The following is a 12,238-nucleotide window of genomic DNA, read 5'->3' as shown; positions in this document are numbered from 1 at the left end:
TGTCAGGGCGATTGGGCGCTGACCTACATCAGTGACGCGAAAATCTACGTGGCTGATTCTATAGTCTGTCAACCAGGCTTCATGGCGATTCGCTCGATCTGTCAACCTGCACAAAATCGCAAGGTGCCGCCCAGCAGAGTCGACGGCACAAATGCTCAGATCACTTAACTCTAGTTTCTTCGAGGCCAGACCAAGATCGTGTGCCTTCGGTCACTAGAACCCCAGCGCTCTTTTTGGTGGCCTTAGCGGCAGTGACGGCTAAATCACGAACCTTGTCTCGCGTTATCTCCTTGACTAGATTGTACTCCGCCGGCGGAAGTGCGTAGACCTTGCCGTCTCCCCCGGTAATGGTCTTGGTAAAGCCCTTCGCCTTCATGTGTTCATATAGAGTTTCGTAATCGCTTTCGTCTGCCCCGTGTAACTCTACTCGAACGGTAAAATTTGCCATGATCATTCCTTAAGTGCCGCCTCCGTTTGAGGCATATCAGAAATGATGCCTAAATGATGGCTTTTCAACCCGCAGCTATTAAAAAGCGTATCAGGATGTAAGCCACGGATATGACCAGGAGTGAATCGCCGTAGGCGACACAGGCCATTGTCTATGCACTGTTCACGCCTATCTTGCTGCATCAGCAGCGCCAGGCATTTAAGAACCGACGTTCAGGAATTGTTTGAAAAATTCAGTGTATTTCGCGACTGCCCCCAACACGATTGCAATGACGGTAAACGCGGAAAATAGCGGGTGGCCTTTTACGATTTCCAGCATCGCAATCGGACGGACACCAAACTTGTCTGCCCAGGTAGCGTTTGTTTTTAGGCGTTTTTCATGTGTGCGCTCGAAGAAATTGGCAAACATGTCCAGCTTTCTGAGCGTTGATCTGTGCATCTTAAGATAATCACCACTGACGAATGCGTCAGCTTCCTGTTCGCCTGTCAGCGCGTCGACGTCCGATACATTGTTCAGCTCTGTCAGGCTCATTATTCGGCCTCTGCGGCCCTTGCTGTCCTCGTGTGGAGCATAGGACTTGCCATAGAGGCTAACTAGTACCCTAGCCAGATCTACTTTTTTGTCATCCTGAAGTTCAAAAGGCTGACCGCCCATGACGCGGTGTCGATGCTCAAGGGCGAAAAAGCCAAAATGCTCGTCTCGCATATTCCAGTGAATGAATCGGCAGTCTCTATGCTGCTCTAGAAAAGTAAAATAGCCATCAAGCATTGATTTTTCATGGTTATCCAGCTCATCCGACATCGTCGCAAGTGAACCCTTCAGCTCCGCTGATTTATGAAGCGACCAAGATTTTGTCTGTGCAGACTTTAGGTTTCTCACGGCGATGGACGTCACTCGTTTCGAAGCGCCGGTGGACCCCTCATAAAATGATTCGCATGAGTAATGCACGACGTATACACGGCTTGCGTCTTGGTAGAGCTCATCCACCAAGGCCCGGCTTCTAGCGCGATCCTTTACCCGGTCAATCTCCGAACTCATATTTTGCCCCAGTCGCTTCACGTGACGCTGTCATTAAGCTGGCATAACCGAGCCAAAACCACCCATTCAGGCACAAAAAAGGCACTCGCGGTAAACGCTAAGTGCCTGATTTGTATAGCTTATTTGGTGGAGCCGGGGGGATTTGAACCCCCGTCCGCCAGTACTCTGCTGTCGGTACTACATGCGTAGCCGTTTCTATTAAGTTAACCCTCAGCGACCCGAAGGGCAGGGTGCTTTGGGCGAGTTGTGTAAGTTTTAGCCGCTTCGTCCACAACGTACTGCACGGCGATTCTGTTCTATATGACAATCACTTTGGGTTTACAGACATCCCCTGATGATTGCTGGACCCGAAGGTACCAGGAGGGAAGGGCTAAGGCTGCTTACGCAGCGAGAGCGTATTCCCCGTAGGTTTCGTCATTGGCAACTATAGAAAGTTGCAACAGTGGATTTACGAGTTCTGTTACCAACTCGGCATGCACCTAAAGGTTCGCAACCGGCGTCGAATCCTAAACGGCCCCGTGCTTGTTGCTCGATGTGATCGTGAGCGACAAGCCTGTGCAGTGTACGTCAAACGGCCACAGAAGGCCAACCCGAAAGGTTGGCCTTGAGCGGTTGGTGGGATTGAGTCGGGTCAGTGGGCTCGGGCTTCGGTGACGCGGTCCACCAGGTAGACCAGCCCGTGGTAATCGATGCCGCCGTGTTGGGTCAGGCCGATTTCACAGGTGCGGCTGGTGGAGATGCCTTCGCTACAGTACTGCACGGCGTCCTTGAGGGTGCGCAGTGAGTGAGCGTTGAGTTCCGGGGTGGTGAAGCCTTTGTCGCCGGCAAACCCACAGCAGTGGATGCCTTCGGGGATTACCACGTTATTGCTGCAGCGCCGGGCCAGGTCGATCAGGGCCTGGCTTTCGCCCAGGTGCTGGGTGCTGCAGGTGACATGTACTGCAATCGGTGCATCCTGGGGGGTGAAGTCCAGGCGGTCCATCAGGTGGGTGCGGATAAAACGTACCGGGTCGTAGAGGTCCAGGCGCGTTTGCCCAAGGTCCTGGACCAGGCGCAGGGTACATGGGCTGGTGTCGCAGTAGATGGGGTCGAGGCCGCCACGGCTGGCGTGGAGCAGGGCGCCGATCAGTTCCTGGCGTTTGTGCTCGGCCTGCTCTGCGTAGCCTTTGGAGGCGAAGGGCTGGCCGCAGCACAGGCTGTCGGGATTGTCCGGGATGACGACCTGATAACCGGCTTTTTCCAGCAGGCCTCGGGTTTTGTCGTACAGCGACATCTGCTCTTTATCCCCAGCAGCCGGGCCCATTGCCCGCGATACACAGGCCGCGAGGTAGACCACTCGGGGGCGCTCGTCATTGACGGCCGGGCTGAAGCGGATGGCTTTTTCCGGCTGGGGCATGGCGGTGTTCCACTGCGGTATTTGCCCTTTGGACAGGCGGGTTACCGTGGCCGAGAGTTTCGCCAGGCGGGGCGCGCCGAGCAGCATGCGGGCGCCGTTGGCTACATGCAGGGTAAAGCGTGCACCTTGCAGCGCGGTGGAGAAATGGCCGGCCAGCCACTCGGCGGTTTTCGTACTACTCGCTTCGCGGCTGCGCAGTTTTTTCACCAGGTCGCCGGTATTGATGCCTACCGGGCAGCGCTGGGCGCACAACCCTGTTGCGGCACAGGTGTCGATGCCTTGGTAGTGATAGGCCGCTTCCAGTTCAGTGGTATCGATACCGGCGCGTTTGCGTGCCTGGATATCGCGCCAGATCACGATGCGCTGGCGCGGGCTCAGGGTCAGGCCCTTGGATGGGCATACCGGCTCGCAGAAGCCGCACTCGATGCACTTATCCACAATTTCGTCGGCCGCCGGCAGTGGCTTGAGGTGCTTGAGGTGGATTTGCGGGTCTTCGCTCAACACCACGTCCGGGTTGAGAATACCGTTGGGGTCGAGCAGGCGCTTGAGCTGCCACATCAACTGGTAGGCATCGCTGCCCCATTCCAGTTCGACAAAAGGCGCCATATTGCGACCGGTGCCGTGCTCGGCCTTCAGCGAACCGCCGAATTCCACGGCCACCAGTTGTGCTACGTCATCCATGAACGCCTGGTAGCGTGTGACTTCTTGCGCGCTGTTGAAGCCTTGGGTGAAGACAAAGTGCAGATTACCTTCCAGGGCGTGTCCGAAAAGGATGGCTTCGTCGTAGTGATGTTTGTCGAACAGCTCGATCAAGCGGTTCACACCAATGGCCAGTTGCTCCACCGGGAAGGTCACGTCTTCGATGATCACCGTGGTGCCGGTTTTGCGTACGGCGCCGACGGCAGGGAAAGTGTCCTTGCGGATCGCCCACAGGCGCGCGTTTTCCACCGGGTCTTCGGTGAAGTCGACTTGCTTCTCGACTGGGAAACTGGCCAGCGATGCCATGATCAGCGCCAGTTGCTCATGCAGCAATGAGGACGAAGCCGCGCGGGATTCGATCAATAGCGCGCAGGCACCTTCCGATAGCTGCTGTACGAAAGCGGGCATGCCGGGTTTGTCCTGCACCGAACGCATACTGCGTCGGTCCAGCAACTCGACCGCTGAGACGGGCTGGGTTTTCAGCACCGTCACCGCGTTGCAGCAGGTTTCCACATCGGGGAACACGATCAGGGCCGAAGCCTTGTTCGGGTGATCGATCACCGTGTCGTAGGTGACTGCGCTGATGAACCCCAGGGTGCCTTCGGAACCCACGAGCAAGTGGCTGAGGATATCCAGCGGCTCGTCGAAATCCACCAGGGCGTTGAGTGACAGGCCGGTGGTGTTTTTCAGACGGTATTTGTGGCGGATTTTTGCAGCCAGTTCAGCATTGGCCCGGGTCTCGCGGCCCAGGGTGGCCAAACGTTCAAGCAGTGCGCCGTGTTGCTGGCGAAACGCTGCGACGCTGGCGGCATCTTCAGTATCCAGGCGGCTACCGTCGGCCAGTACCAGGCGAATCCCCGCCAGGGTGTGATAGGTGTTTTGCGCGGTGCCGCAGCACATGCCGCTGGCATTGTTGGCGACAATTCCGCCAATTTTGCAGGCGTTGATTGACGCAGGGTCCGGACCGATCTTACGTCCGAACGGCGCAAGCCAGGCGTTGGCCTGGGCCCCAATCACCCCGGGTTGCAAGCGGATCTGCGTACCTTGGCCACGAATCTCGCGCCCGTTCCAGTTATCGCCGAGCACGATCAGCACTGAATCGCTGATCGCCTGGCCGGAGAGGCTGGTACCGGCTGCGCGAAAGGTCACTGGCACGCGGTCGCGTTGCGCCAGTTGCAGCAGTTCGACTACCTCATCTTCCGATTCGACGCGGATCACCAGTTGTGGGATCAGTCGGTAAAAACTGGCATCGGTACCGAAGGCCAGGGTGGAAAGAGGGTCGTCGAAGCGCCGATCTTTCGGGATCAGTCGTGCGACAGCATCAAGGAACGCGATGGGTAGGCTCATGGTGCCTCCAGGATCAGCAGCACCCAGTCTGAGGAGCCTGGGCGCCACGGCTCAGCAGACTGGGTTGTGAATAGCTGACGCCGCAAGGCGGCTGCGGCGTCGGTTCTTACGGTATTGCCTGTGGTCTTAATGCACCAGCATGCCGGTGAACCAGTACGCCTGGGCGTAGGTGATCAGGCCGACAATCGTAGCGAAAAACAGGCTGTGCTTGAGGGTAAAACGGAACAGGTCGGATTCCTTGCCCACCAGGCCGGTCGCGGCGCAGGCCACGGCGATCGATTGCGGGGAAATCATCTTGCCGGTCACGCCGCCACTGGTGTTCGCCGCTACCAGCAGGGTATCGCTGACGCCGATCTGGTGCGCGGTGGTGGCTTGCAGGGAGCTGAACAGGGCATTGGACGAGGTATCGGAACCGGTGAGGAACACGCCCAGCCAACCAAGGAACGGCGAGAAGAACGGGAATGCCGCGCCGGTGCCGGCCAATACCAGCGCCATGGTCGAAGACATGCCGGAGTAGTTGGTGACGAATGCGAACGCCAGCACCATACCGATGGACAGGATTGGCCAGCGCAACTCGTAGAACGTCTCTTTCAAAGTGGTCAGACCAGTTCTGACGTTGATTTTCAGCACCAGCATGGAGAGCAATGCGGAGAAGAAAATCGCCGTGCCCGTGGCGGAAATCGGGTCCAGCTTGAACACCGCCGAGATGGCCGTCGGGTTGGTGACGATGGGCGCAACCTTGACCACCATCTGGTCCAGGTGCGGAATCGCAAAGTTGAACACCCAGCTGTACATCGACCCGCCGGCGGCGAACATGGCCTTGAACGGCTTGAGGGTCCAGATGGTGACCAGCACGGTCAGGATCAGGAACGGCGACCAGGCTTTGAAAATTTCCATCAGGCTGTAAGGCGAAGCCACGGAAGTGCGTGGTTGGCCGAAACCGCCGACGCTGCCGGTGACCGAAACGCTGGACGTGGCGCCAGCAATCTGGGCACCCGCAGTGCGCTTGGGCTGCCAGACTTTCAGGAACAGGGTCAGGGAAATCAGGCTGGCCAGGGCCGAGGTGATATCCGGCAGTTCCGGGCCGATGAAGTTGGAGGTGAGGTACTGGGTGATGGCAAAGCTCAAGCCAGCCACCAGTGCTGCAGGCCAGGTTTCCTTGACGCCGCGCACACCGTCCATCATGAACACCAGCCAGAACGGCACGAACAGTGACAGCAGTGGCAATTGGCGACCGGTCATGGCGCCGATCTTGAAGGCGTCGATACCGGTGACCTGGCCGGCCACGATGATCGGGATCCCCAGGGCGCCGAACGCCACGGGTGCGGTGTTGGCAATCAAGCACAGGCCGGCGGCGTACAGTGGGTTGAAGCCCAGTCCTACCAGCAGCGCGGCAGTAATCGCCACGGGTGCGCCGAAACCGGCGGCACCTTCCAGGAACGCACCGAAGCAGAAGCCGATCAGCAGCACTTGCAGGCGCTGGTCATCGGTAATCGACAGCACGGAGCTGCGGATCACTTCGAACTGGCCACTTTTGACCGTCAGTTTGTAGAGGAATACCGCGGCGACGATGATCCAGGCGATTGGCCACAGGCCGTAGGCAAAGCCATAGCCGGCAGCGGCGAGTGCCATATCGACCGGCATCTGGAAGGCGAAGATCGCCACCAGGATCGACAACGCCAGGGTGATGCTCCCGGCAACATGGCCTTTAAGGCGAAATACCGCCAGGGCCAGGAAGAAAAATACGATAGGAATGACGGCGGCCAGTGCGGACAGGCCAAGGCTGCCGAGTGGGCTGTAGAGCTGTTGCCAGGTTTGCATATGGGGTGGCCCCTAATTGTTGTTGGTCATGCATGCTCAGCGGATCTGGGTAATTGGTAATACCAATTTACAATCGCTGATGGCTAGGGTAAGAGCCTTCGGGGTGATGTGTCAATTTGCCGCCTGAGAAACTTTGGTCGCATGTCGGCGGGCGTTGGGTCTGATCGGTGTAATCAAAGGGGTTCTGATAGGTGCCGCCGGCGCGGCAATAGGCCAGAATAGAGGGCCCGGCGAGTGGCCGGGATCGTGGAGAGTCAGTTATGGCGTTTGATCAGGTGCGTCAGCGCCGTTTGTCCGACGATATTGTCGAGCAGCTTGAGGGGATGATCCTTGAGGGCACGTTGAAGTCGGGCGAGCGATTGCCAGCCGAGCGCGCACTGGCTGAACAGTTCGGTGTGTCGCGCCCGTCGCTGCGCGAGGCGATCCAGAAGCTGGCGGCCAAGGGGTTGCTGGTCAGTCGTCAGGGCGGCGGCAATTATGTGGTGGAGACGCTGGGTTCAACCTTCAGCGATCCATTGCTGCATTTGTTGGAAAGCAATCCCGAGGCCCAGCGCGATCTGTTGGAGTTTCGCCAGACGCTCGAAGCCTCTTGTGCGTATTACGCCGCCTTGCGCGCCACCGAAGTGGACCGGGAGCGGCTGACCGCAGCTTTTGACGCGTTGCAGGATTGCTACACGCGTGATGATGAAGTGAGTCGCATTGAAGAGGGGGCGGCCGATGCCAGGTTTCACTTGGCTATCGCCGAGGCCAGCCACAACGCGGTATTGCTGCACACCATTCGCGGCTTGTTTGATTTGCTCAAGCGCAACGTGGTGACCAATATCGGCGGCATGTACCAGCAACGCACCGAAACCCGCGACATGCTGATCAACCAGCACCGGGATTTATACCTGGCGATTATTGAAGGGCGGGCGGAACAGGCACGGGAAGTTTCAACACGTCACCTGCTGTATGTGCAGGAGGTGTTGGAGGAGGTGCGTCAGGAAGTGCAGCGCATGGCTCGGGCGGAGCGGCGCAAGGGCATATAGCCTGCCATTGCGGCGCAGGGAGCCGTCCCTACGCCGCGCGGGCTTGCATCAAGGGGTGGGGAAGATCAGTCTTCCTTGCCCTTGTTGCGTACGGCGCGTTGCAATTCCCGATTGGAGTCGCGCTCGCGCTCGGTATCGCGCTTGTCGTATTCCTTCTTGCCCTTGCCCAGTGCGATCTCGCACTTGACCAGGTGCTTGCTCCAGTACCACGACAGGCAAACGCAGGCATAACCCTTCTGCTGCACGGCAGCGGCAAGCTTTTCCAGTTCGCGGGCATTGAGCAGCAGCTTGCGCGTACGCACCGGGTCGGCAATCACGTGGGTACTGGCGGTCATCAGCGGCGTGATATGACTGCCGAGCAGCCAGGCCTCGCCATCCTTGAGCAGCACGTAACTGTCGACCAGTTGCAACTTGCTGGCGCGCAGACTTTTTACTTCCCAGCCGGCCAGGACCAGACCAGCCTCGAACCGATGTTCGATGAAGTAATCGTGTCGCGCCTTCTTGTTCTGCGCGATGGTCCCTGTTGGGTGTTTCTTTTGTTTAGCCATAGGGGCGGCATTATAGGGAGTTGCGAGCGTGTCGGCTACGGTCAACCTGCGTGCTTGAGCGTGTTGGATGAATCCCGGACAATACAGGCTGTTCTCTGATTTTTTTCTCTCGCGAATCGGGCAGTCTTTTCGCGATGTTTGCCGCTCAGCTTCGGAAATAACGCTCCCATGACGACGCATATTCAACGCTCGGCCCTGTTGCCTTACCCGGCACAAGCGCTCTATGACCTGGTCAACGACGTGGCGAGCTACCCGGATTTCCTGCCCTGGTGCTCCTCGTCCACGGTGCTGGAGAGCAGCGATGAGCATATGCGTGCGAGTCTGGAAGTGTCCAAGGGCGGGCTTGGCCAAAAATTTGTGACCAGCAATGTGCTGGTTCCTGGCCGGTCCATCGAGATGAATCTGGAAGAAGGGCCATTCACTCAACTGCACGGTGTCTGGGTATTCAAGCCATTGGGGGAGAAGGCGTGCAAGATCAGCCTGGACCTGACGTTTGATTATGCAGGCTCCATAGTGCGGGCGACGTTGGGCCCACTGTTCAACCAGGCGGCGAATACCCTGGTGGATGCGTTTTGCCAGCGAGCCAAGCAACTGCATGGCTGAGCCGCTGATCGAGATTGAAGTGGTCTACGCCGCTGTAGACCGCCAACAGCTGTTGAACCTGGCCGTTGCGCCGGGTACGAGCCTGCGGGCGGCGGTGTTGGCCTCAGGCATTGCGGCACAGTTTCCCGAGGTGGATGTGGCTAATTGCCCTTTGGGGATTTTCGGCAAGGTCGTGGCGGATGCGCAAACCCGCAGCGTGCAGGTCGGCGATCGCATCGAAATTTATCGCCCTTTGCTGGCGGATCCCAAAGAGGTGAGGCGCTTGCGAGCGGCAAAAGCGGCCGAGGCTCGGCGGCAAAATCCGTGACCTGTGAAATAGCAGGCAACAAAAAGCCCGGCATGCCGGGCTTTTTGTTGAACAATGAAAATTATTGCGGGCCAGTATCCAGCGGCTCTGGTGTTGGCACCGGAACGGTTTCCACGCTGTCGATGTCTTTCTGGATCGTATCCAGCAAAGAACCTGGCTTGGCCGGCACTTCGGACTTGGGCTTCTCGCCGTTCTGCACAGGAGCAGTGACGTTGGTGCCGTTATCCTTGCCTAGCAGGGCTTCATCGCGGCTTACGCCAGGCATGAAGTCACCGGAAAGGCTGACGAGCTGGTCGTTGCCATTAAAGATGACACTGACGCGCTCCTGTTGGCGCTCCCCGCCTCCAGGCTGCAGGCTATAGAGATAATCCCAGCGATCGGCATGGAATGTGTCGGTCAGCAGGGGATTGCCCATGATAAACCGTACTTGCCGTCGGGTCATTCCCGGGCGTAACTGGTCTATCATGTCCTGCGTGACGACATTGCCCTGCTGGATGTCGATTTTGTAAACCCCGGGGAATGAACAACCGGCGAGTGCGAGCAGTCCCACAAGGGTGAAACTGGTTAGCAAGAGCTTGGTGTTTTGCATCGGTGGGCGACTTCCACTATCTTGGCTGGGACAACGTAAACGCCGATCATACCCGTATTAAGAGAAGCTGCGAAGCAGCATCCGCGAGAAAGCTAACCATGGTTGAAAATAGCGAACTACGCAAAGCCGGTCTTAAAGTGACTCTGCCACGAGTCAAGATTCTACAAATGCTCGATTCCGCCGAGCAGCGCCACATGAGTGCCGAGGATGTCTACAAGGCGCTGATGGAGTCTAACGAGGACGTCGGCCTGGCCACGGTTTACCGTGTACTGACCCAGTTTGAAGCCGCAGGGCTGGTGGTTCGTCATAATTTCGACGGCGGTCATGCAGTTTTTGAACTGGCTGACGGTGGTCATCACGACCACATGGTTGACCTGGATACCAATGAGGTTATCGAGTTCACCAGTCCCGAAATCGAAGCGCTGCAGCACAAGATTGCTGAGGAGCACGGATTCGATTTGGTGGACCATAATCTGGTTCTATACATACGTAAGAAAAAGTAAGAAAGCTACGCAGATTCACTCTGCGAAACGATCGAAGGCGACCCTAGGGTCGCCTTCGTGCTGTCTGTCGCCAGAAAATCCCGGAAAGAACGGGATCAAACCTTTGCCGTTACCACCATCTTTTTCGCATGAGCCAGGGACTCCTTGGTCAGGTCGATGCCGCCGAGCATGCGCGCGACTTCTTCCACCCGCTCGGTCTTGTTCAGCTTGGACACGGCGGTATGCGTCGCATCGCTGCCCCGCACCTTATGCACGAACAGATGCTGATGCCCCTGGGCTGCCACCTGTGGCAAGTGGGTAACCGTCAAGACTTGCCCACGCTCGCCGAGGCGGCGCAGCAATTGGCCGACAATTTCTGCAGTCGGCCCGCCGATCCCCACGTCCACTTCGTCGAATACCAATGTTGGTACGCGTGAGGTCTGGGCGGTAATGACCTGAATCGCCAGGCTGATCCGTGACAGTTCGCCGCCGGACGCCACCTTGGCCAGTGCCTTGAGGGGTTGACCAGGGTTGGCGCTCACCAGTAGTTCGACCTGCTCCAGGCCGTTGGGCTGCAGTTCATTGCCGCTATTGGTGTGCAACTCGATGGTGAAGCGCCCGCCGGGCATGCCCAGGCGTTGGATTTCCTGTTCCACGGCGCAGGCCAGTCCGGTTGCCGCATGATGTCGCAGGTCGCTCAACTCCCGGGCCTTTTCCTGGTAGTGGCGGGCGAAGGAGGCCAGTTCATCGCCCAGGCGCTCGATGGATTCATCATTGGCATTCAGGGTTTCGATCTCGTCCAGCAGTTTTTGCTGCATGGCTGCGACTTCGGTCGGCTGGATACGGTGTTTGCGTGCCAGGGTATAAATAGTGTCGAGGCGTTCTTCGATCTCTTGCAGGCGTGCCGGGTCGGCATCGAAGTGGTCGAGGAAGCGGTTCAGCTCGCCAACGGCTTCTTCTACCTGGATTTGTGCGCTGGTCAGCAGGGTGGTGGCTTCATTCAATGATCCAGAGCCGCTGTTCACGCTCGACAGGCGGTTAAGGCTTGCTGTCAGTGCATTCAGCACATTGCCGGAGTCACTTTCGCTGCATTGCTCGACAACCTGGCGGCAAATGCCCAGCAGTGTCTCGGCATTGGTCAGGTTCTTGTGCTCCTGCTCCAACTGTTCCAGCTCGGTTTCGCCCAGGCCCAGGCTTTCCAGCTCTTCCAACTGATAGCTGAGAAGCTGGTGGCGGGCACGTTGTTCGTCTCCGGAATTGGACAGCCGTTCCAGCTCCTGGCGGGTCTGGCGCCAGCGTTGTGCGGCCAGTTGTACCTGGCGCGCCAGGTCGGTCGCGCCGGCGTATTCGTCCAGCAGTCGCCGATGGGTGTCGGTTTTGAGCAAGGACTGGTGTTCGTGTTGGCTATGGATGTCGATCAGCAGTTCGCCAAGGGCTTTCAAATCACCGAGTGGGCAGGGCGTGCCATTGATGTAGCCGCGGGAGCGGCCTTCGGCGGTAATTACCCGGCGCAGGATGCACGGGCCATCGTTGTCAAGGTCGCGTTCGGCGAGCCAGGCGCTGGCCTCCGGGATGTCGGCCAGATCAAAGGTTGCCAGGATGTCGGCCTTGTCTGCGCCGGGGCGAACCACGCCACTGTCGGCGCGGTCGCCCAGGGTCAGGCCCAGTGCGTCGAGCATGATCGACTTGCCGGCGCCGGTTTCGCCTGTGATTACGCTCATCCCGCGATCCAGTTCAAGATCCAGATGCTCGACGATGGCGTAGTTATGTACGGACAGGTGAACCAGCATGACGGCTGCTCCCAGGCTTTAGGTCTGGTTATTTATACAGTGTTTTGTTCTGGGCTGACAATCCTGCGGCTTAGCTCAATTTGCTTGGGTGGTAGTTTTTTTTAGTGCGATGAGGAATGAGTGGAAAGTATGAGTCGGGACA

The 12,238-nt window shown here is 58.1% G+C and carries 11 protein-coding genes and 1 other RNA gene; 4 read left to right on the top strand and 8 right to left on the bottom strand.

The window, feature by feature from the left end:
* Positions 1-160: 160 nt before the first annotated feature.
* From ghoS to BFQ03_RS09600, 5 genes are all read right to left on the bottom strand, one after another.
* A complete protein-coding gene (gene ghoS / locus BFQ03_RS09620; RefSeq protein ID WP_065942935.1) occupies positions 161-448 on the bottom strand; it encodes a type V toxin-antitoxin system endoribonuclease antitoxin GhoS in 288 nt (95 codons plus the stop codon).
* Positions 449-646: 198 nt separating this feature from the next.
* A complete protein-coding gene (locus BFQ03_RS09615) occupies positions 647-1,486 on the bottom strand; it encodes a hypothetical protein (RefSeq protein ID WP_175403889.1) in 840 nt (279 codons plus the stop codon).
* A 124-nt stretch (positions 1,487-1,610) separates the two neighbouring features.
* Positions 1,611-2,004: a transfer-messenger RNA gene (gene ssrA, locus BFQ03_RS09610) on the bottom strand.
* 113 nt (positions 2,005-2,117) lie between these two features.
* Positions 2,118-4,928 (bottom strand): FAD-binding and (Fe-S)-binding domain-containing protein, encoded by a 2,811-nt coding sequence (locus tag BFQ03_RS09605; RefSeq protein ID WP_065942934.1) that lies wholly within the window; start codon positions 4,926-4,928, stop codon positions 2,118-2,120.
* Positions 4,929-5,054: 126 nt separating this feature from the next.
* Complete coding sequence (locus tag BFQ03_RS09600) at positions 5,055-6,749, bottom strand: lactate permease LctP family transporter (RefSeq protein ID WP_032862887.1); 1,695 nt, start codon at positions 6,747-6,749, stop codon at positions 5,055-5,057.
* A 260-nt stretch (positions 6,750-7,009) separates the two neighbouring features.
* Here BFQ03_RS09600 and BFQ03_RS09595 point away from each other — a divergent pair, with 260 nt between their 5' ends.
* Entirely contained in the window at positions 7,010-7,777 is a 768-nt protein-coding gene (locus BFQ03_RS09595) for an FCD domain-containing protein (protein ID WP_065942933.1), read from the top strand.
* Between the two features lie 65 nt (positions 7,778-7,842).
* On the opposite strand, the gene smpB is transcribed toward BFQ03_RS09595, so the two are convergent.
* Entirely contained in the window at positions 7,843-8,325 is a 483-nt protein-coding gene (gene smpB, locus BFQ03_RS09590; protein ID WP_029299012.1) for an SsrA-binding protein SmpB, read from the bottom strand.
* Between the two features lie 168 nt (positions 8,326-8,493).
* Here smpB and BFQ03_RS09585 point away from each other — a divergent pair, with 168 nt between their 5' ends.
* Entirely contained in the window at positions 8,494-8,928 is a 435-nt protein-coding gene (locus BFQ03_RS09585; RefSeq protein WP_032862891.1) for a type II toxin-antitoxin system RatA family toxin, read from the top strand.
* Positions 8,921-9,235 carry an RnfH family protein gene (locus BFQ03_RS09580; RefSeq protein WP_065942932.1) on the top strand — a complete coding sequence of 105 codons (315 nt, stop codon included), beginning with the start codon at positions 8,921-8,923 and terminating at the stop codon, positions 9,233-9,235. Before BFQ03_RS09585 ends, BFQ03_RS09580 begins: the two co-directional genes overlap by 8 nt.
* 61 nt (positions 9,236-9,296) lie before the next feature.
* Here the strand turns inward: BFQ03_RS09580 and BFQ03_RS09575 are convergent, their stop codons facing one another.
* Positions 9,297-9,824 carry an outer membrane protein assembly factor BamE gene (locus tag BFQ03_RS09575; protein ID WP_032862893.1) on the bottom strand — a complete coding sequence of 176 codons (528 nt, stop codon included), beginning with the start codon at positions 9,822-9,824 and terminating at the stop codon, positions 9,297-9,299.
* A gap of 98 nt (positions 9,825-9,922) precedes the next feature.
* On the opposite strand from BFQ03_RS09575, the gene fur reads away from it, so the two are divergent.
* Positions 9,923-10,327, top strand: a complete 405-nt coding sequence (fur, locus tag BFQ03_RS09570; RefSeq protein ID WP_003194220.1) for a ferric iron uptake transcriptional regulator — start codon at positions 9,923-9,925, stop codon at positions 10,325-10,327.
* A gap of 95 nt (positions 10,328-10,422) precedes the next feature.
* Here fur and recN read toward each other — a convergent pair whose 3' ends face one another.
* Positions 10,423-12,096 carry a DNA repair protein RecN gene (gene recN, locus BFQ03_RS09565; protein ID WP_065942931.1) on the bottom strand — a complete coding sequence of 558 codons (1,674 nt, stop codon included), beginning with the start codon at positions 12,094-12,096 and terminating at the stop codon, positions 10,423-10,425.
* Between the last annotated feature and the right edge of the window lie 142 nt (positions 12,097-12,238).

The sequence above is a fragment of the Pseudomonas sp. 25 R 14 genome, assembly GCF_900004755.1.
Lineage (GTDB): Bacteria > Pseudomonadota > Gammaproteobacteria > Pseudomonadales > Pseudomonadaceae > Aquipseudomonas > Aquipseudomonas brenneri.
Note: the sequence above shows the minus strand (reverse complement) of the source record. Positions and strands in the feature narration are given on the sequence as shown.